The organism is Citrobacter sp. wls829 (genome assembly GCF_005280825.1).
GTDB classification, from domain to species: Bacteria; Pseudomonadota; Gammaproteobacteria; order Enterobacterales; family Enterobacteriaceae; genus Citrobacter; species Citrobacter gillenii.
This window is the reverse complement of record NZ_SZWP01000100.1, coordinates 35,952-56,862: the sequence shown is the minus strand read 5'-3', so window position 1 is coordinate 56,862 and position 20,911 is coordinate 35,952. Positions and strand designations below refer to the sequence as shown.

The window sequence follows — 20,911 nt, the reverse complement described above, 5'->3', positions numbered from 1 at the left end:
GACACACCAGGATGGTGTTACAAGGATAGGCTTCAGGACGAAGCAAAGAGGAAAACGCCGGATGCGTTAAGGGACACCTCCAGGAAGGAGAATGAGAGCCGGGCAGGATGGTCGGCGGGTCAGGATGGCCACGGACACTTCAGGATGAAGTTTTCACATCGGGGTGATGTGAGCAGGATGCAAACGTTCAGGATGAACAGATCGCAAGACCACAGGAAAAGTTGTCATGGATGAGCAGGGAGCACTAAAAGTAGCTGGAATGCTGCGAAACGAACCGGGAGCACTGTTTTTTACAGTGCTCCCTTTTTTTATTTCCTGCCCACAAATGCTATTCTTCGCGCCAGATTTTTCATCAATGAGGTTAATTTCATGACGACTCATGACCGTGTGCGCCAGCAACTCCACGCGCTTGAAGCGCTGTTGCGTGAGCATAATCACTGGCGAATGGATGAGCCTGAGGCGCATTTATTTACCAGCACGCAGCCTTTTTGTATGGATACCATGGAGCCGGTTGAATGGCTGCAATGGGTATTGATTCCCCGCATGCATGCTCTGCTTGATAACGCGCAGCCGCTTCCAGAGGCGTTTGCCATCGCACCGTATTACGAAATGGCGCTGACCGCCGACCATCCACAGCGTGAAGTGCTTCTCGTTGCATTACAGGAGCTGGATGCACTGTTTACCAGCGATAAATCCTGATGCTTGAGATCCTCTATCAGGACGAATGGCTGGTTGCTGTTAACAAACCTTCTGGTTGGCTGGTTCACCGCAGCTGGCTCGACCGCGATGAGAAAGTGGTCGTGATGCAAACGGTGCGTGACCAGATTGGTCAGCATGTTTTTACCGTGCATCGCCTCGACCGACCGACATCCGGCGTGCTGCTGATGGGATTGTCCAGCGAAGCCGGGCGTTTGCTGTCGCAGCAGTTTGAACAGCATCAAATTCAAAAGCGTTATCATGCGATTGTGCGTGGCTGGTTAATGGATGACGCGGTGCTGGATTACCCGCTGGTGGAAGAGTTGGATAAAATTGCCGACAAATTTTCCCGTGAAGATAAAGATCCGCAACCGGCGGTCACCCACTATCGCGGACTGGCAACGGTAGAAATGCCGGTGGCCACCGGGCGTTATCCAACGACTCGCTACGGACTGGTAGAGCTTGAGCCTAAAACCGGTCGTAAACACCAGCTCCGGCGGCATCTGTCCCATTTACGCCATCCTATTATTGGCGACAGTAAGCACGGTGATTTGCGGCAAAACCGCAGTGCGGCGGAGCATTTCGGTTGCCAGCGCTTAATGTTGCATGCCAGCCAGCTTACGCTTACCCATCCGTTCACTGGCGAGCCGTTGGTGATTCGCGCTGGTCTGGATGACGTCTGGATGCAGGCGCTATCGCAGTTTGGCTGGCGTGGACTTCTCCCTGAGAATGAAAGGGTTGAGTTCAGCGAGCGGTCAGGTCAGGATGAGCAAATAGATTCTTAAGTCCCTGGAGAAAAAGGTTATGGCGGAAATTGGTATTTTTGTCGGCACGATGTACGGAAACTCGCTGTTGGTAGCCGAAGAGGCTGAAGCTATCCTTACCGGACAGGGCCATAAGGCTACGGTGTTTGAGGATCCAGAGCTGGCGGACTGGCAGGCGTATCAAGACAAATACGTCCTGGTGGTGACTTCAACGACCGGGCAGGGCGATCTTCCGGACAGCATTGTGCCACTGTTTCAGGGGATCAAAGATAATCTTGGTTTTCAGCCAAATCTGCATTATGGCGTGATCGCACTCGGCGACAGCAGCTACGTTAACTTCTGCAACGGCGGAAAACAGTTCGACGCGTTGTTGCAGGAACAAAGCGCGCAGCGCGTGGGTGAGATGTTGTTGATTGATGCCAGCGAGCACCCTGAGCCGGAAAGTGAATCCAATCCCTGGGTAGAACATTGGGGAACCTTGCTTAAATAACGCCTTATGCGTCGGCGTTTCGCTTGTGCTGCAGACAACTTCATTTCTAACTGTAGGCCGGGTAAGGCCTACAGGTCTTTATGTTTGATATAAGAATAAAATTTCAAACATTATCATTATTGCTATCAAATGATGGGCCTGAAAAGATCAAATTTATTATCAATTGGGAAAGTTCGCTTTAATTTATTTGTATTGTTTATATAACTGTATGGTTTTATTTATTACCAAGATTTATAAAAATTAAATACGGGTTCTTTTGTTGTTTATGAGATCAAAAACACTAACAAGTGATATCATATCATGCTTTAATAAAAAGATAGGTCCGCAATATAGATGTTGTGAATGAATAAAGTTGAAAGAATAGCAACAGGGAATTATTAATCTAAGGAATGCAAATTGTTTTCTTTATATAACACCCCGGATTTTAGCCGAAATGCCAGATTAGAAGACTTTGAACAAATACTGTCACCTAAAGAAGGTCTTAGGTTAGCAAGGGTATACTATGAACTTGATGGCAATAAAAATGATCACTCAACTTTTTTTGGCATGCCACAGATAAAATGGAATGTAAACCGTTATTATTCCAGTGCATATGAAAGACCCCCCATTAGTAGATGTAATCCCATTTATGATGAGATTCAACACAAATTAATACTGGGCTGGATAATTGCGGTTGATTATGATGAGCATTGGTCCTGGAACCGAAATCCTTTTTATTTTGATGAAGACGGGGAGTTAGTTTATGAACCATTTATGCCTGATGTATTCGACAGCATCTTCGAAGAAAGCGTAAGAAGAGCTTATCAGGAAACACTCGACAGAGAACAGGGAAGAAAACCAGGACCCACGCAAAGGGGTCAGTATGGCGCACCTGGTTATATTGAACCAATACCAAAACCGCTTACCGTAGCACTAAGGCCATCCTGTCCAGTTGAGGAGGATACATCACCCCGCGAACCTGTAGATGCAGGATTTTGTATACTGCCCTATGAGGCCACACCATCATCTTTCGAAAATTTGTTTTTCATTAACCCTCCGGATGGTACTCGTGAGTTATACCACAAGCTCAATCCAGATATGAAAAAACAGCCGGGTTCAATTCTGCTTGTAGTTGATCCTGAAAAGCAAGATCAGCAACAGATTGAATCATTACTAAAAGCGCGTGATCGAATTGATAAAGCACTTGCACCATTAACACTGCCAGAAGCTCGTGTGTTACATGAAAACAGAGCTTCCGTGGATATTTTTTCTTCGCAATTATATAGCGATGCTTTAGGACAAAGTGGGGATATATTAGGTTACATAAAGGATACTGGCGGTGGGTACTATGAAGAAATAAATAAAACGCTCAATGAAATACAAAAGCTTTATAAAAAAACATATAGTAGTAATTCCGGTCGCATTTCTGGAGAGGAATTTTTTGGTCAACGAGAACGACTATTTATGAAATTAGATGGTATTTTGAATAGATTTTCAAAAGAACGGTTAAATTTAAAACAATATGAAGATATAAAGCAGACATTAGGTCTATCAACCAAATCAATTATGCATAAGTGGGATCAAACAGGAGTAAAAGATATTGAGGGGTATGCAAGCTACATAGAAAAGTCAGCCAAACTGGTGAAAATAATGAGAGCAACTGGCTATGTAGGAGTCGGTCTTGATTTTGCGAGTTATACAACTAACGTTTACGAAGCTTGCGCAAAAGGGCGTGAAAGCGAATGTAGAAAAGCGGCTATAGTCGAATATAGTAAATTTGGTGGTAAACAAGCAGTAAGTCTTGCTGGCGGTGCTGCCGGGGGAATTATGGGAAGGGCCGCTTGTACGTGGGTTTTAGGATTGATTACATCAGAGGCTGGAGGTATTGGAGCCGGTCTATGTCTGGTGACTGGCATTGTTTCAAGTATTGCAGGAGGGAAAGTTGTCGAAAAATGGGGGGAGCGATACGGGAAAAAAGTGGGAGCTACTATAAATGATAAAGTGGATAGCTCAAATTCTATAATACGTAATCCGGATTCCTTTAATGAAGAAGCAGGAGTGCTATTATATGAAAAGTTATTTAATCACTAATTTTGAAATAATTGGCATGAGTCTTTTTATATCTCTCGTTATTATTATGATGATGTTGATTTTTATGTCTTATATAATCAATAAAGATAACTATAACAAAATAGCCAAATTATATGAAAATAAATTTGGGGATCTTCCTTATACAGCAAGGATGGCAAGAGGTGCTAGTTTAATTGGCTCGCCGGGAATTTACTTGGCAAAAGTAGATTTTATTATGTCTAGCATTTTGCTTCCATATAATAAAATATTTAATTATGGCATGAGCTTTGATGAATATTTTTTTATTCGAACTCTACCCTCAGAGTTAACTACAGGCTTCAAAGTTGAAGCTATATTATGGGTTGTCGAGATCATTGTTCTTGTTTGCTTTATATTATTGAACGTGTTCTTTTACTGAAAAAGCCCACTTGATGTGGGCTATGTTTTTGTTTTTTCAATGCCACATTTGTTTTTTAAGAATCTAGCCATAACTAACGGCAGGTAGTAACCCACTAACAAAAATATTTGGATTTACTTTAGGATAATCAACTGGCGCATGTGGTCTGTTTCCTGAATCACGATAGCCATATGGTTAATCGAATCGATAGAGGTCAGCGTTCCGCCCAAGGCTATATGACCATGCGTTTCTGAACTGTTTAACAGGTCAAATATGGAGTCATCGATGCGTTGTCGTTTACACGCCACTCGGCCACAAAATTCCCGCCAAACGCCAATTCCGTGAAGCATCTTCCATTCCCTTAGGCTTATGCCAAAAACAACCTCGTTCACCTCCTGCAATGTTGTGTTTTTGCACGGTGAGGGAAAGAGGTACTCCTCCCTATACTTTTCCCGTCAGTTACTAACAAGGCAGAGAGTCACAATAAAACGGCCCGAGCTGTACCAAAACTGCCACACACTAACCCCTCATTCTGATCGCCCTACAGGTGCTGTACAGAATGAACTGGCGCAAGCCACGATTCAGGAGTGCAACAATGAGTTCATTAAGTCAGGCGGCGAGCGGCGCGGAAAAGCGCACTAATGCTCGCTACTGGATAGTGGTGATGCTGTTTATCGTCACATCCTTCAACTATGGCGACCGCGCCACCTTATCCATTGCCGGTTCGGAGATGGCCAAAGATATTGGCCTCGATGCTGTCGGTATGGGTTACGTTTTCTCTGCATTCTCATGGGCCTATGTTATCGGCCAGATCCCCGGCGGCTGGTTGCTCGACCGCTTTGGTTCTAAACGTGTCTACTTCTGGTCCATCTTTATTTGGTCCCTGTTTACCCTGCTGCAAGGCTTCGTCGATATCTTCAGCGGCTTTGGCATTATCATCGCGCTGTTTACGTTGCGATTCCTTGTCGGTTTAGCCGAAGCGCCTTCCTTCCCCGGCAATAGTCGCATTGTGGCGGCGTGGTTCCCGGCGCAGGAGAGGGGCACGGCGGTGTCGATTTTTAACTCCGCACAGTACTTTGCCACCGTTATCTTCGCGCCGATCATGGGTTGGCTGACTCACGAAGTGGGCTGGTCGCACGTGTTCTTCTTTATGGGCGGCCTCGGGATCGTTATCAGCTTCGTCTGGCTGAAAGTAATTCACGAACCTAACCAGCACCCGGGCGTGAACCAAAAAGAGCTGGATTACATCGCCGCTGGTGGCGCGCTGATCAACATGGATCAGGCGGCAGCGAAAACGAAAGTCCCGTTCAGCGTGAAGTGGGGACAAATTAAGCAGTTGATTGGTTCGCGCATGATGGTGGGGATCTACATCGGCCAGTATTGCATTAACGCGCTGACCTACTTCTTTATCACCTGGTTTCCGGTTTACCTGGTGCAGGCGCGCGGCATGTCGATTCTGAAGGCCGGTTTTGTGGCGTCGGTTCCGGCTATCTGCGGCTTTGTGGGCGGCGTGCTCGGCGGGATTATTTCCGACTGGCTGATGCGTCGTACCGGATCGCTGAATATTGCGCGTAAAACGCCGATCGTGATGGGTATGCTGTTGTCGATGGTGATGGTGTTCTGTAACTACGTCGACGTTGAATGGATGATTATTGGCTTTATGGCGCTGGCCTTCTTCGGGAAAGGCATTGGTGCGCTCGGCTGGGCAGTGATGGCAGATACTGCGCCGAAAGAGATCAGCGGCCTGAGCGGCGGTCTGTTCAATATGTTCGGCAATATTTCCGGTATCGTCACGCCGATTGCGATTGGCTACATCGTGGGCACCACCGGTTCGTTTAACGGTGCGTTGATTTACGTTGGGGTGCATGCGCTGATTGCGGTGCTGAGCTATCTGGTGCTGGTGGGCGATATTAAGCGTATCGAACTGAAACCTGTGGCAGGGCAATGACGATGACAACACAATCGAGTCCCGTTATCACCGACATGAAGGTTATTCCGGTAGCCGGTCATGACAGCATGCTGCTCAACATCGGCGGTGCGCATAACGCGTATTTTACCCGCAATATCGTGGTACTGACCGACAACGCCGGGAATACCGGCGTCGGTGAAGCGCCGGGCGGTGAAGTGATTTATCAGACGCTCCTTGACGCCATCCCGATGGTATTAGGCCAGGAAGTCGCCCGTCTGAACAAAGTGGTGCAGCAGGTGCATAAAGGCAACCAGGCCGCTGACTTTGACACCTTCGGTAAAGGCGCCTGGACCTTTGAGCTGCGGGTTAATGCGGTAGCTGCGCTGGAAGCAGCGCTGCTCGACCTGCTGGGCAAAGCGCTCAACGTGCCGGTCTGTGAACTGTTAGGGCCGGGCAAGCAGCGCGATGCGGTAACCGTGCTGGGCTATCTGTTCTACGTAGGCGATCGCACGAAGACAGATTTGCCGTATCTGGAGACGACGCCGGGCAACCATGACTGGTATCACCTGCGTCATCAGCAAGCGATGAACAGCGAGGCGGTTGTGCGCCTGGCGGAGGCCTCTCAGGACCGCTACGGTTTTAAAGATTTCAAACTCAAGGGCGGCGTGCTACCCGGTGAGCAGGAAATTGAGACCGCCCGTGCGCTGAAAAAACGTTTCCCGGATGCACGTATTACGGTCGACCCTAACGGCGCCTGGCTGCTGGATGAAGCTATCTCATTGTGCAAAGGGCTGAACGATGTGCTGACCTACGCTGAAGATCCGTGCGGTGCGGAACAAGGGTTCTCGGGTCGCGAAGTGATGGCAGAATTCCGCCGCGCGACTGGTCTACCTGTGGCGACCAACATGATCGCCACTAACTGGCGCGAAATGGGCCACGCGGTGATGCTGAACTCCGTCGATATTCCGCTGGCCGATCCGCACTTCTGGACGCTTTCTGGTGCGGTGCGCGTGGCACAGTTGTGCGACGACTGGGGGCTGACCTGGGGCTGTCACTCGAACAACCACTTCGATATTTCGCTGGCGATGTTTACCCATGTGGGCGCTGCTGCGCCCGGCAAGCCGACGGCGATTGATACCCACTGGATCTGGCAGGAGGGCGATTGCCGCCTGACCAAACATCCGCTGGAGATTAAGCACGGAAAAATTGCGGTTCCGGACGCCCCTGGGCTGGGCGTGGAGCTGGACTGGGAACAGGTTAACAAGGCCCATGAAGCCTACAAGAGACTGCCCGGCGGCGCGCGTAATGATGCGGGTCCGATGCAGTACCTGATCCCTGGATGGACCTTCGACCGTAAACGCCCCGTTTTCGGCCGCCACTAGATTTTGAATAAGGACTTTATTATGAGCACACAATTTACGACCCCCGTTGTTACCGCCATGCAGGTGATCCCGGTTGCGGGCCACGACAGTATGCTGATGAACCTGAGCGGCGCACATGCCCCGTTCTTCACACGTAATATTGTGATTATCAAAGATAACTCTGGTCATACTGGTGTCGGCGAAATCCCTGGCGGCGAGAAAATCCGCCAGACCCTGGAAGATGCGATTCCGCTGGTAGTGGGTAAAACGCTCGGCGAATATAAAAACGTGCTGAACGCGGTACGTAACCAGTTTGCCGATCGCGATGCCGGCGGGCGCGGTTTGCAGACCTTCGATCTGCGTACCACTATTCATGTGGTTACCGGCATTGAAGCGGCAATGCTTGATCTGCTGGGCCAGCATCTGGGCGTCAACGTCGCGTCTCTGCTGGGTGATGGACAGCAACGTAGCGAAGTCGAAATGCTCGGCTATTTGTTCTTCGTCGGCAACCGTAAAGCGACGCCGCTGCCGTATCAGAGCCAGCCAGATGAAAAATGTGACTGGTATCGCCTGCGTCATGAAGAAGCAATGACCCCGGATGCGGTGGTGCGTCTTGCGGAAGCAGCGTATGAGAAATATGGTTTCAACGACTTTAAACTGAAAGGCGGTGTGCTGGCAGGGGAAGAAGAGGCGGAATCGATTGTGGCGCTGGCGAAACGCTTCCCACAGGCACGAGTGACGCTGGATCCTAACGGTGCGTGGTCGCTCAATGAAGCCATTAGCATCGGTAAATATCTGAAAGGCTCTCTGGCCTATGCAGAAGATCCGTGCGGTGCCGAACAGGGCTTCTCCGGGCGTGAAGTGATGGCGGAATTCCGTCGCGCGACCGGGCTGCCGACGGCCACCAACATGATTGCTACTGACTGGCGTCAGATGGGACATACGCTGTCGCTGCAATCCGTTGATATCCCGCTGGCGGACCCGCATTTCTGGACCATGCAGGGTTCGGTGCGTGTGGCGCAGATGTGCCATGAGTTCGGTCTGACCTGGGGCTCACACTCCAACAACCACTTTGATATCTCGCTGGCGATGTTCACTCATGTGGCGGCAGCGGCACCGGGCAAGGTCACCGCCATCGATACCCACTGGATCTGGCAGGAAGGCAATCAGCGCCTGACCAAGGAGCCGTTTGAAATCAAAGGCGGCATGGTACAGGTTCCGGCAAAACCGGGTCTGTGTGTAGAGATCGATATGGATCAGGTAATGAAAGCCCACGAACTGTATCAGCAACACGGCTTGGGTGCGCGTGATGATGCCATGGGAATGCAATACCTGATCCCGAACTGGACGTTTGATAACAAGCGCCCGTGCATGGTTCGCTAAGCGTTATGCCGGTTCTGACAGGAACCGGCACTTCTTCAGGTGTATGATTAACAGAATCAACATGCATAAGGACGGCTTATGAAAATAGTCATTGCTCCGGACTCTTACAAAGAGAGTCTGAGTGCGCTTGAGGTAGCAACTGCGATTGAGCAGGGTTTTCGTGAGATCTGGCCTGATGCGGATTACGTCAAGATCCCGGTTGCCGATGGCGGCGAGGGAACGGTTGAAGCGATGGTTGCCGCAACCGCAGGACGCCTTGTTCATGTTGATGTTACAGGCCCTCTGGGGAGCAGTGTTCAGGCATTTTATGGTTTATCGGGAGATGCGCGCTCGGCATTTATTGAGATGGCTGCAGCCAGCGGGCTGGCGCTGGTACCCTTGGATTCACGTGACCCGCTAAAAACCACCTCCAGGGGAACTGGAGAGCTGATACGTCACGCGCTGGACGCGGGCGTAGAGCATATCGTCATTGGCATTGGCGGTAGCGCAACCAACGATGGCGGCGCGGGGATGGTGCAGGCGCTGGGTGCAAGATTACTGGATGCGCAGAATAACGATATTGCCCATGGTGGTGCGGGGCTGGAAGCGCTTGCCAGGATTGATATCTCGCAGTTAGATGCGCGCCTTGCCGCGTGTCAAATCGAAGTAGCCTGCGACGTGACGAACCGGCTTACCGGTAAAGAGGGCGCGTCGGCGGTATTCGGCCCGCAAAAAGGGGCCACGCCAGAAGTGGTTGCCCGTTTGGATCGAGCGTTAACCCATTATGCTCAGCTGATCTCCCGCGATCTGGACGTTAACGTTCTGGAACTGGCTGGCGGCGGTGCCGCCGGGGGCATGGGCGCGGCACTGTATGCATTTTGCGGCGCGCAGTTGCGTAGCGGTATTGAGATCGTGACCGATGCGTTACATCTTGATGCCTGGGTCGCAGATGCCGATTTAGTGGTGACCGGTGAAGGGCGTATCGACAGCCAGACCATACATGGCAAAGTCCCCGTTGGTGTAGCGAACGTTGCGAAGCGTTATAACAAACCGGTTATCGGTATTGCCGGCAGCCTGACCCCGGATGTGGGCATTGTGCATGACCATGGTATTGATGCTGTTTTTAGCGTGATTTATACCATCTGTACGCTGGAAGATGCGCTGAAGAATGCGAAAGAAAATGTCCGCATGACGGCACGCAACGTGGCTGCAACCCTCAATGCAGGGCTGCAGTTACGCTGAGTTGTAGGCCGGATGAGGCGTTTACGCCGCATCCGGCGAACATCACCCCAATATCCGTTTCGCTTCGCGTGCCACGTTGTCCATCTCATCAAGCAGCTCTAAAAACTCAGGCTCTAGATCTTCTTCCTGGGTTCCACTGCGCAGTTGTTGTTCGATGAGCTGGCACAGGTTCTTCATGCGTGGAACGCCGCTGTAGCCGCAACTACCGTGCAGTTTGTGGATCAAATCGACCAGCCCTTCCGGGTTTTCACCGACCAGCTGTTCCTCGATTTTATTACGCACCTCCGGCAGAAAATCGATCAGCATTTGCAGCATATCGCGCGCCAGATTATTTTTTCCGGCGGCTTGCCGCAACGCCAGCTGCCAGTCGAGCGTCGTGTTCGGGTTGACCACCGGCTCAAGAGGCTCTGTGGCAATAGCCCGGATGGCTGTACCAGTACCAGGTTTGTAGCGCAGCAGCAGATTGTGCAGCTTCTCTTCTTCAATCGGTTTTGCCAGATAGTCAGTCATCCCGGCGCTGAGGAGTTTCTCTTTTTGCCCGGCCATGGCGTGCGCGGTAACCGCAATCACCGGCGTCTGCTGTTGATGAGGGAGTTGATGGATTAGTTCACAGGCGCGAATACCGTCCATATCCGGCATCTGAATATCCATCAAAATCAGATCAAACTGCATCTGTTTGGCGCGATCCACCGCCTGATGCCCGCTGTCGCAAAGTTCGACGTGGCGTACCTTATCCTCCAGTAATGCGCCGATCAGTTTGAGATTCGCCGGGTTGTCATCTACCGCCATGACGGTCATCGCAATTTTGCTCTCGTCGACCAGCAACGGCTCGTTGCTTTGGTTCCGATGACAATACTCCGTCAGGGCAGGCAGCAGGCGGGTTGACGTGAGCGGTTTTAACAGACACGCCGCAGCGCCGCCTTGTTTTAATTTCTCAGCGTTAATCTGCGCATGGCAAGGCAGCGCCAGTAACAAGAAGTCGGTCATTGCCCGGGCGCTTGCCAGCCGTTCATGTTGCATGGTGAGCGGTTCGCGCAGCGTCACCGGTACGCCAAGCAGCAGAATATCGTAGTGTTCTGCCGGCAACGCGGAGAATGACGGGCTATAAATCACCTCCAGCGGCGTTTCGCTCAGGATATCCAGCGTACATTGTGCCGCATTGGCGTTGGGTTCTACGTAGGCTAGTCGTTTCCCGGCCAGACAGCGGGTAGGTGAGCGTTCACTGAGTACGTTAGGATTGAGGTCAAGGCTGATGTGGAACCAGAAGGTTGATCCACGATTGGGCTGACTGTGGAAGGAGATATCCCCGCCCATTTCGTTGACCAGTTTTTGCGTAATCACCAGGCCCAGCCCGGTGCCGCCGTGGCGTCGCGAAATACTGGCATCCGCCTGGCGGAAGGCCTGGAACAGGCGCGACTGATCGCGTTCCGGAATGCCGATACCGGTATCGCGGATTTGCACTTCAATCTGCACTTTGGTGTTACTGAGGGCGCGTTTCTCCACCAGAATATCGATATTGCCGCTCTCGGTAAATTTGATGGCATTGCCGACCAGATTGGTGATGACCTGCTGCAAACGCAGTGGATCGCCAATCACATTGTCTGGCACGTCGTTCTTAATATTGAGCGTTAGCTCCAGCCCTTTATCATGGGAGGAGTGCGCCAACAGCGTCACCACATCGTCCAGCGTGCTACGTAGCGGGAACGGGATACTTTCCAGAATCAACTTGCCTGCTTCCAGTTTGGAGAAGTCGAGCACGTCGTTGATGATGGCCAGCAAATTGTTGGCGGAGCGTTCAATGGTATTCAGGTGATCGCGCTGGGTGGTGTTCAACTCGGTTTTTAGCGTCAGGCGGGTAAAGCCAATCACGCCATTGAGCGGCGTACGCAGCTCATGCGACATGTTTGCCAGAAACTCGGATTTGATACGCGCCGCTTCCTGAGCGCGTTTCTTCGCCAGATCCAGCTCAACGTTCTGGATCTCCATCTGCTCCAGCGTTTCGCGTAGGTCAGATGTGGCCTGATCGATATTGTGCTGCATCTCTTCATGGTAGGCCGCCAGCGACATCGCCATCGAGTTGATGCCGTTTTTCAGCATATCCAACTCGCCCAGCATGAAGCCTTCTACTCGACTGTCGAGCTGCCCTCGTCGTATCCGGTCAACGGTATTCACCATGTTGCGGATAGGGCCGGTCACGTCGCGCATCAGACGCCAGCCAAAAATTAATGCAATACCGATGCAAAACAGCATCATCACGGTTGAAATAAAGATTTCTTTGTACTGCTGTAGCCGCACCGATTTAAGATCTAACTCAAGCGCCACGTACCCCAGCATATTTTTTGTGTTTTTCGCGTCGCTGACTGCAGACTCATCCGGAGAATAACTTTCCGATATAATTGGGGTGCGCAGGATCATGATATCCCCCTGGCGGATGACGCTCAGTTTTCGGGGAAACGGCGCACCGGCAGGCAGCTGCATTTCTGATGGATCGAGATGGAAATTTGACGTGACGAACAGCCGATTATTTTCATCATAGACCGAAATCGCCCGCACAATTTCGGAATGGCGACGGTGCAGCACGCTGATAAGCTGGCCGATAGATTCCCGATTTTGTAGGTTCATGCCATATTCGCTGGAGACTGCGAGTGGCTCAATGATGCTGGCACCAGCATCTTCCAGTTGACGCTGCAAGTCGTTATAGCGATGCACAACAAAAAAGATACTGAGCAGCAAACCTATCAGGACGGTCGGTGCCAGGATCAGAATCATCATGCGAGCGCGCAGGCTGTAGTTGGTCATGGAGTTCCGTTATGGGACAATTAGGGTCACACTGTTAAATAGAGATAACTCTCGTCGATGGCGCAATTCTACTCTGCAAAACGACGCGTGACGACGCGTCAGATCATAACCGTTACCGTCAATGACCTCGATCCTTTTGGTCAGGGCGTCGCTCGCCATAACGGGAAGGCCCTGTTTATACCGGAATTACTGCCCCAGGAAAGCGCTGAGGTGGCAATTACCGAAGATAAAAAACAGTTCGCCCGCGCGCAAGTCAAACGTCGTTTAAACGGCAGCCCAGACCGTGAAGTGCCACGTTGCCCACACTTTGGCGTATGTGGTGGCTGCCAGCAGCAGCATGCCAGCATTTCTTTACAGCAACGTAGCAAAAGCGCGGCGCTGTCACGCTTAATGAAATGTGAAGTGTCAGAGGTTATTGCCGACACGCCATGGGGCTATCGCCGTCGTGCGCGTTTAAGCCTGAACTATCGGGCGAAAGAAAAGCAGTTGCAGATGGGGTTTCGTAAATCTGGCTCCAGTGACATTATCGACGTGAAGCAGTGCCCCGTTTTGGTGCCCCAACTTGAGGCGCTGCTGCCCGATATCAGGGCATGCCTGGAAAGTCTGCAAGGGTTACGCCATCTTGGCCATGTTGAATTAGTGCAGGCTGGCAACGGCACGGTGATGATTTTGCGCCATACGTCGCCGCTAAATACTGCTGATAAAGAAAAACTGGAATGCTTTTCGCATTCTCAGGGACTGTCTTTGTTTCTGGCCCCGCAAGGCGAGATACTGGAACGCGTTTCAGGAGAATCACCCTGGTATGACTCAAATGGGCTACGTTTAACCTTCAGCCCGCGTGATTTTATCCAGGTGAATGCTGGGGTAAATCAACAGATGGTTACCCGAGCGCTGGAATGGCTGGATGTACAACCTGAAGATCGGGTGCTCGATCTGTTTTGCGGCATGGGTAACTTCACGCTGCCGCTAGCAACCCGTGCGGCTAGCGTGGTGGGCGTTGAAGGCGTGCCTGCGCTGGTGGATAAAGGTCGCGAGAACGCTCTGAATAACGGATTACACAATGTGACATTCTTTCATGAGAATCTTGAGGAGGATGTCACCCGGCAGCCGTGGGCAAAGAACGGATTTGACAAAGTTTTACTCGATCCCGCGCGTGCAGGTGCTGCAGGCGTGATGCAACATATTATAAAATTAAAACCGGGTCGCGTTGTTTATGTATCCTGTAATCCTGCTACGCTGGCTCGTGACAGCGAAGCGTTACTCAACGCGGGATACACCATTCAGCGACTGGCGATGCTCGATATGTTCCCGCACACCGGACACCTGGAGTCAATGGTCCTGTTTGAGCATAGGTAATGAATCTTATACCCACTGGATTTCGGCGCGCTGTAGCCTGAAACCCAATGGGTACGGCTTGTCGACTTCGACAGGCCAGGCCCCTTAAGGAGAGGACGATGGTTGCGGTAAGAAGTGCACATATTAATAAAGCTGGTGAGTTTGATCCCAAAAAATGGATCGCCAGTCTGGGGATCACCAGCCAGCAGTCGTGTGAACGCTTAGCCGAAACCTGGGCGTATTGCCTGCAGCAGACACAGGGGCATCCGGATGCGGAGTTGCTGTTGTGGCGCGGCGTGGAGATGGTAGAAATTCTCTCTATGCTGAGTATGGATATGGACACGCTGCGAGCCGCTATGCTTTTCCCTCTGGCGGATGCCAACGTGGTCAGCGAAGACATCCTGAGCGAGAACGCGGGGAAGTCAATCGTCAATCTTATCCATGGCGTGCGTGATATGGCGGCGATACGTCAGCTGAAAGCCACGCATACCGATTCGGTCTCTTCCGAACAGGTTGATAACGTCCGTCGCATGCTGCTGGCCATGGTCGACGACTTCCGCTGTGTGGTCATTAAATTGGCGGAGCGTATCGCGCACCTGCGCGAAGTCAAGGACGCACCAGAAGACGAACGTGTACTGGCGGCAAAAGAGTGCACCAATATCTATGCGCCGCTGGCCAATCGATTAGGTATCGGGCAGTTAAAATGGGAGCTGGAAGATTACTGCTTCCGCTACCTGCATCCGGACGAATACAAGCGAATCGCCAAGCTGTTGCACGAACGCCGTATCGACAGAGAACACTACATTGATGAGTTCGTCGGTCACCTGCGTTCAGAGATGAAAATCGAAGGCGTGAAGGCCGAGGTGTACGGTCGTCCGAAACACATCTACAGCATCTGGCGCAAAATGCAGAAAAAGCAGCTGGCTTTTGATGAGCTGTTCGATGTGCGCGCCGTGCGCATCGTCGCCGAGCGGTTACAGGATTGCTATGCCGCACTGGGGATAGTACATACTCACTATCGGCATCTGCCGGACGAGTTCGATGATTACGTCGCGAATCCCAAACCCAACGGTTATCAATCAATCCATACGGTTGTGTTGGGGCCGGGTGGTAAAACCATCGAAATCCAGATCCGCACTAAACAGATGCACGAGGATGCCGAACTGGGTGTCGCGGCGCACTGGAAGTACAAAGAAGGCACCGCTTCAGGTGCAGCGCGTTCGGGTCATGAAGACCGAATTGCCTGGCTGCGTAAGCTGATCGCCTGGCAGGAAGAGATGGCAGACTCCGGTGAGATGCTCGATGAAGTGCGTAGCCAGGTCTTTGATGACAGAGTTTACGTCTTTACGCCAAAAGGCGATGTGGTGGACTTACCGGCGGGCTCGACGCCGCTAGATTTTGCTTACCATATCCATAGTGATGTCGGTCATCGCTGTATTGGTGCCAAAATTGGTGGGCGCATTGTGCCGTTTACCTACCAGTTGCAGATGGGCGATCAAATTGAAATCATCACCCAGAAGCAGCCAAACCCAAGTCGCGATTGGCTGAACCCTAACCTCGGGTACGTGACCACAAGCCGTGGGCGCTCCAAGATCCATGCCTGGTTCCGCAAGCAGGATCGCGACAAGAATATCCTCGCGGGCAGACAAATCCTTGATGATGAACTGGCGCACTTAGGCATTAGTCTGAAAGAAGCCGAAAAGCATCTGCTGCCGCGCTACAACTTTAACGAGCTGGAAGAGCTGCTGGCGGCGATTGGCGGTGGGGATATCCGTCTTAACCAGATGGTGAACTTCCTGCAATCGCAGTTTAACAAGCCGAGCGCCGCCGAGCAGGATGCCGCCGCGCTGAAGCAGTTGCAGCAGAAAACGCATGCGCCACAAAACCGCCGTAAAGATGATGGTCGCGTGGTGGTTGAAGGGGTAGGTAACCTGATGCACCACATCGCACGCTGCTGCCAGCCGATTCCTGGCGATGAGATTGTGGGGTTCATCACCCAGGGGCGCGGTATATCCGTGCATCGGGCGGATTGCGAACAGCTGGTAGAACTGCGTTCTCATGCGCCGGAGCGTATCGTCGATGCGGTTTGGGGCGAAAGCTACTCGGCGGGGTATTCGCTGGTGGTCCGCGTCCAGGCGAACGATCGTAGCGGTTTATTGCGCGATATCACCACCATCCTCGCCAATGAGAAGGTGAACGTGCTGGGGGTTGCCAGTCGTAGCGATACCAAACAGCAGCTTGCCACCATCGACATGACCATCGAAATCTATAATCTGCAGGTGCTCGGGCGCGTACTTGGCAAGCTCAATCAGGTGCCGGATGTGATCGACGCGCGTCGTCTGCACGGTAATTAATCATTTGTAGGCCGGATAAGGCGTGCCGCCATCCGGCAATATCACCATGCCCGATGGCGCTTTGCTTATCGGGCCTACGTTTTCAGGATCTTGTAATGAACCAAATCGACCGACTGCTCGGTATTATGCAGCGCCTGCGCGACCCAGAAAACGGCTGTCCGTGGGATAAAGAGCAGACTTTCGCCACCATCGCCCCCTATACCCTCGAAGAAACCTATGAAGTGCTCGATGCCATTGCGCGTGAAGACTTCGACGATCTGCGTGGAGAGTTGGGGGATTTACTGTTCCAGGTGGTGTTTTACGCGCAGATGGCACAGGAAGAAGAGCGCTTTAATTTTGATGATATTTGTGCGGCCATCAGCGATAAACTTGAACGCCGTCATCCGCATGTTTTTGCCGATGTTTCCGCCAGCAACAGCACTGAGGTGTTAACCCGTTGGGAGCAAATTAAAAGCGAAGAACGTGCGCAGAAAGCCCAACATTCCGCATTGGACGATATTCCCCGTAGTTTACCGGCGCTGATGCGCGCTCAAAAAATCCAGAAACGCTGCTCAAATGTTGGTTTTGACTGGAAGACGTTAGGACCGGTGGTCGACAAGGTTTATGAAGAGATCGACGAAGTCATGTTCGAAGCGAAGCAGGCCGTCGTCGACCAGGCTAAACTGGAGGAGGAAATGGGCGACCTGCTGTTTGCCACGGTCAATATGGCCCGCCATTTAGGCACAAAAGCCGAGACCGCATTACAGAAAGCGAACGAAAAATTTGAGCGACGTTTTCGTGAAGTCGAACGGATTGTTGCTGAACGCGGTCTGGAAATGACTGGTGTTGATCTGGAAACTATGGAAGAAGTCTGGCAACAGGTAAAACGCCAGGAAATTGATCTCTAAGGGGTTTCGTCGGTCAAGGGCGATTTGTGTGATTTTTTAAATAACAAGCGATTGATTTACGTCAAAAACATTTACCTCAAAGGGGCTATTTTCTCACTCCCGATGTTAATGTGAGCCTGGTGAAGAGGAGGAATAATGAAAGTTTGTGGCGCTCGCCATGTTCGGGTATACTACTTTCCCGTCTTGGTAATTCCATCGTTTCACCCTAACTTCTCAGGTCCAGCATGACAACGAACTATATTTTTGTGACCGGCGGGGTCGTATCCTCTCTGGGAAAAGGCATTGCCGCAGCCTCCCTGGCAGCCATTCTTGAAGCCCGTGGCCTCAATGTAACCATGATGAAACTGGATCCGTACATCAACGTCGATCCAGGTACTATGAGCCCAATCCAACACGGGGAAGTGTTCGTTACCGAAGACGGCGCTGAAACCGATCTGGACCTGGGTCACTACGAGCGTTTCATCCGCACCAAAATGAGCCGCCGCAACAACTTCACCACCGGTCGTATTTACTCTGACGTTCTGCGTAAAGAACGTCGTGGCGACTATCTGGGCGCAACCGTTCAGGTTATCCCGCACATCACGAATGCGATCAAAGAACGCGTTCTGGAAGGCGGTGAAGGTCATGATGTTGTTCTGGTCGAAATCGGCGGAACCGTTGGGGATATCGAATCTCTGCCGTTCCTTGAAGCGATTCGCCAGATGGCCGTGGAAATTGGCCGCGAACATACGCTGTTTATGCATCTGACGCTGGTTCCCTACATGGCAGCGGCAGGTGAAGTCAAAACTAAACCGACTCAGCACTCTGTAAAAGAGCTGCTTTCTATCGGTATTCAGCCTGATATTCTGATTTGCCGCTCCGATCGTGCTGTTCCGGCTAATGAACGTGCAAAAATTGCATTGTTCTGTAACGTCCCGGAAAAAGCGGTGATTTCTCTGAAAGATGTCGATTCTATCTATAAAATTCCAGGCCTGTTGAAATCTCAGGGGCTGGACGATTATATTTGTAAACGATTCAGCTTGAACTGTCCGGAAGCAAATCTGTCAGAATGGGAACAGGTTATCTACGAAGAAGCCAATCCGGCAGGCGAAGTGACTATCGGTATGGTCGGCAAGTACATTGAGCTGCCGGATGCCTATAAGTCAGTTATCGAAGCGCTGAAGCACGGTGGTCTGAAGAATCGTGTCACCGTCAACATCAAGCTGATCGATTCGCAGGATGTTGAAACGCGCGGTGTTGAGATCCTGAAAGGTCTCGACGCTATCCTGATCCCAGGTGGCTTCGGCTACCGTGGTGTTGAAGGTAAAATCGCGACGGCACGCTTTGCGCGTGAGAACAATATTCCTTATCTGGGCATTTGCCTGGGTATGCAGGTAGCGTTGATTGAGTTTGCTCGTAACGTCGTGGGTATGGACAACGCCAACTCCACGGAATTTGTGCCAGACTGTAAGTACCCGGTGGTGGCCCTGATTACCGAATGGCGTGATGAAGACGGCAACGTCGAAGTCCGTACCGAGAAGAGCGATCTGGGCGGCACGATGCGCCTTGGTGCGCAGCAGTGTCAGCTGGACGACGAGAGTCTGGTGCGTAAGCTGTACGGCACGCCGACAATTGTTGAACGCCATCGCCACCGCTACGAAGTCAACAATATGCTGTTGAAACAAATTGAAGCTGCGGGTCTGCGTGTTGCAGGCCGCTCCGGTGATGATCAGTTGGTCGAGATCATTGAGGTACCGAATCATCCGTGGTTCGTGGCCTGTCAGTTCCACCCGGAATTTACTTCCACGCCACGTGATGGGCACCCGCTGTTTGCCGGCTTTGTGAAAGCCGCCAGTGAACATCAGAAGCGTCAGGCGAAGTAAGAAGTAAAAAGTTAGAACGGCAATGCACCCATCCGGGTGCATTGTTTGTCTGGAGTTTTAGTTTAACTTGTACTGAGGAAAACCTAATGTCCAAAATCGTTAAAATCATCGGTCGTGAAATCATCGACTCCCGTGGTAACCCGACTGTTGAAGCCGAAGTACACCTGGAAGGTGGTTTCGTTGGTATGGCAGCAGCGCCGTCAGGTGCTTCTACTGGTTCCCGCGAAGCACTGGAACTGCGCGATGGCGACAAATCCCGTTTCATGGGTAAAGGCGTACTGAAAGCGGTTGGCGCGGTAAACGGCCCAATTGCTCAGGCTCTGCTGGGTAAAGATGCTAAAGATCAGGCTGGCATCGACAAGATCATGATCGATCTGGACGGTACTGAAAACAAATCCAACTTCGGTGCAAACGCCATTCTGGCTGTGTCCCTGGCGAACGCCAAAGCAGCAGCTGCTGCTAAAGGCCTGCCGCTGTATGCACACATCGCAGAACTGAACGGTACTCCGGGCAAATTCTCTATGCCGGTTCCGATGATGAACATCATCAACGGTGGTGAGCACGCTGACAACAACGTCGACATCCAGGAATTTATGATTCAGCCGGTTGGCGCTAAATCCCTGAAAGAAGCCGTACGTATGGGTTCTGAAGTGTTCCACAACCTGGCTAAAGTTCTGAAAGCCAAAGGTATGAACACTGCAGTTGGTGACGAAGGTGGCTACGCGCCGAACCTGGGTTCCAACGCAGAAGCTCTGGCTGTTATTGCTGAAGCGGTTAAAGCAGCAGGCTACGAGCTGGGCAAAGACATCACTCTGGCGATGGACTGTGCAGCATCTGAATTCTACAAAGACGGTAAATACGTTCTGGCTGGCGAAGGCAACAAAGCATTCACCTCCGAAGAATTCACTCACTTCCTGGAAGAACTGACCAAACAGTACCCGATCGTGTCCATCGAAGATGGTCTGGACGAGTCTGACTGGGATGGTTTCGCATACCAGACTAAAGTACTGGGCGACAAAATCCAGCTGGTTGGTGACGATCTGTTCGTAACCAACACCAAGATCCTGAAAGAAGGCATCGACAAAGGCATCGTTAACTCCATCCTGATCAAATTCAACCAGATCGGTTCTCTGACCGAAACTCTGGCTGCGATCAAAATGGCGAAAGACGCTGGCTACACGGCTGTCATCTCTCACCGTTCTGGCGAAACTGAAGACGCAACCATCGCTGACCTGGCTGTTGGTACCGCTGCAGGCCAGATCAAAACCGGTTCTATGAGCCGTTCTGACCGCGTTGCTAAGTACAACCAGCTGATTCGTATCGAAGAAGCGCTGGGTGAACAAGCGCCGTACAACGGTCGTAAAGAGATCAAAGGTCAGGCGTAATCCTGCTCTTTAGCTCTTA

Annotated in this window: 16 protein-coding genes and 1 pseudogene; 14 read left to right on the top strand and 3 right to left on the bottom strand. The window is 51.5% G+C overall.

From position 1 onward, the window contains the following. Nucleotides 1-153 precede the first annotated feature (153 nt). Nucleotides 154-381, bottom strand: a complete 228-nt coding sequence (locus FDW88_RS22500; RefSeq protein ID WP_170974183.1) for a hypothetical protein — start codon at nucleotides 379-381, stop codon at nucleotides 154-156. On the opposite strand from FDW88_RS22500, the gene FDW88_RS19140 reads away from it, so the two are divergent. From FDW88_RS19140 to FDW88_RS19120, 5 genes are all read left to right on the top strand, one after another. Continuing rightward, nucleotides 370-699 (top strand): YqcC family protein, encoded by a 330-nt coding sequence (locus tag FDW88_RS19140; protein WP_096759337.1) that lies wholly within the window; start codon nucleotides 370-372, stop codon nucleotides 697-699. The genes FDW88_RS22500 and FDW88_RS19140 overlap by 12 nt on opposite strands. Further along, nucleotides 699-1,481 carry a tRNA pseudouridine(65) synthase TruC gene (truC, locus tag FDW88_RS19135; protein ID WP_096755894.1) on the top strand — a complete coding sequence of 261 codons (783 nt, stop codon included), beginning with the start codon at nucleotides 699-701 and terminating at the stop codon, nucleotides 1,479-1,481. The genes FDW88_RS19140 and truC overlap by 1 nt, the downstream gene beginning before the upstream one ends. 19 nt (nucleotides 1,482-1,500) lie before the next feature. Further along, complete coding sequence (locus FDW88_RS19130) at nucleotides 1,501-1,950, top strand: flavodoxin (RefSeq protein WP_137363169.1); 450 nt, start codon at nucleotides 1,501-1,503, stop codon at nucleotides 1,948-1,950. 396 nt (nucleotides 1,951-2,346) lie between these two features. After that, on the top strand, nucleotides 2,347-4,020 hold the full coding sequence (locus FDW88_RS19125; RefSeq protein WP_137363168.1) for a hypothetical protein: 1,674 nt from the start codon (nucleotides 2,347-2,349) through the stop codon (nucleotides 4,018-4,020). Then, complete coding sequence (locus FDW88_RS19120) at nucleotides 3,998-4,417, top strand: hypothetical protein (RefSeq protein WP_137363167.1); 420 nt, start codon at nucleotides 3,998-4,000, stop codon at nucleotides 4,415-4,417. The genes FDW88_RS19125 and FDW88_RS19120 overlap by 23 nt, the downstream gene beginning before the upstream one ends. A 63-nt stretch (nucleotides 4,418-4,480) precedes the next feature. On the opposite strand, the pseudogene FDW88_RS22760 reads toward FDW88_RS19120, so the two are convergent. Continuing rightward, a pseudogene (locus tag FDW88_RS22760) lies at nucleotides 4,481-4,703 on the bottom strand (penicillin binding protein PBP4B); the annotation flags it as partial. 288 nt (nucleotides 4,704-4,991) lie between these two features. Here FDW88_RS22760 and gudP point away from each other — a divergent pair. From gudP to FDW88_RS19095, 4 genes are all read left to right on the top strand, one after another. Further along, complete coding sequence (gene gudP, locus FDW88_RS19110) at nucleotides 4,992-6,344, top strand: galactarate/glucarate/glycerate transporter GudP (RefSeq protein ID WP_096755896.1); 1,353 nt, start codon at nucleotides 4,992-4,994, stop codon at nucleotides 6,342-6,344. A 2-nt stretch (nucleotides 6,345-6,346) separates the two neighbouring features. Continuing rightward, nucleotides 6,347-7,687 (top strand): enolase C-terminal domain-like protein, encoded by a 1,341-nt coding sequence (locus FDW88_RS19105; RefSeq protein WP_137363166.1) that lies wholly within the window; start codon nucleotides 6,347-6,349, stop codon nucleotides 7,685-7,687. A gap of 21 nt (nucleotides 7,688-7,708) precedes the next feature. Then, nucleotides 7,709-9,049 carry a glucarate dehydratase gene (gene gudD / locus FDW88_RS19100; protein ID WP_137363165.1) on the top strand — a complete coding sequence of 447 codons (1,341 nt, stop codon included), beginning with the start codon at nucleotides 7,709-7,711 and terminating at the stop codon, nucleotides 9,047-9,049. Between the two features lie 78 nt (nucleotides 9,050-9,127). Continuing rightward, a complete protein-coding gene (locus FDW88_RS19095) occupies nucleotides 9,128-10,270 on the top strand; it encodes a glycerate kinase (protein WP_137363164.1) in 1,143 nt (380 codons plus the stop codon). 42 nt (nucleotides 10,271-10,312) lie between these two features. On the opposite strand, the gene barA is transcribed toward FDW88_RS19095, so the two are convergent. Further along, nucleotides 10,313-13,069: a two-component sensor histidine kinase BarA gene (gene barA / locus FDW88_RS19090; protein WP_135911482.1), complete on the bottom strand. Its 2,757-nt coding sequence runs from the start codon at nucleotides 13,067-13,069 to the stop codon at nucleotides 10,313-10,315. Nucleotides 13,070-13,126: 57 nt separating this feature from the next. Between barA and rlmD the strand changes: the two genes are divergently transcribed. The 5 genes from rlmD to eno all read left to right on the top strand — a co-directional run bounded on the left by rlmD (nucleotide 13,127) and on the right by eno (nucleotide 20,892). After that, on the top strand, nucleotides 13,127-14,425 hold the full coding sequence (gene rlmD, locus FDW88_RS19085) for a 23S rRNA (uracil(1939)-C(5))-methyltransferase RlmD (RefSeq protein ID WP_137363163.1): 1,299 nt from the start codon (nucleotides 13,127-13,129) through the stop codon (nucleotides 14,423-14,425). A gap of 98 nt (nucleotides 14,426-14,523) precedes the next feature. Further along, nucleotides 14,524-16,758 (top strand): GTP diphosphokinase, encoded by a 2,235-nt coding sequence (gene relA / locus FDW88_RS19080; protein WP_115257597.1) that lies wholly within the window; start codon nucleotides 14,524-14,526, stop codon nucleotides 16,756-16,758. A 95-nt stretch (nucleotides 16,759-16,853) separates the two neighbouring features. Then, nucleotides 16,854-17,645, top strand: coding sequence for a nucleoside triphosphate pyrophosphohydrolase (mazG, locus tag FDW88_RS19075; RefSeq protein ID WP_137363162.1), 792 nt, complete (start codon nucleotides 16,854-16,856; stop codon nucleotides 17,643-17,645). Between the two features lie 224 nt (nucleotides 17,646-17,869). Next, nucleotides 17,870-19,507: a glutamine hydrolyzing CTP synthase gene (pyrG, locus tag FDW88_RS19070; RefSeq protein ID WP_096755904.1), complete on the top strand. Its 1,638-nt coding sequence runs from the start codon at nucleotides 17,870-17,872 to the stop codon at nucleotides 19,505-19,507. Nucleotides 19,508-19,593: 86 nt separating this feature from the next. Further along, nucleotides 19,594-20,892 carry a phosphopyruvate hydratase gene (gene eno / locus FDW88_RS19065; RefSeq protein ID WP_115257599.1) on the top strand — a complete coding sequence of 433 codons (1,299 nt, stop codon included), beginning with the start codon at nucleotides 19,594-19,596 and terminating at the stop codon, nucleotides 20,890-20,892. The last annotated feature ends 19 nt before the right edge of the window (nucleotides 20,893-20,911 follow it).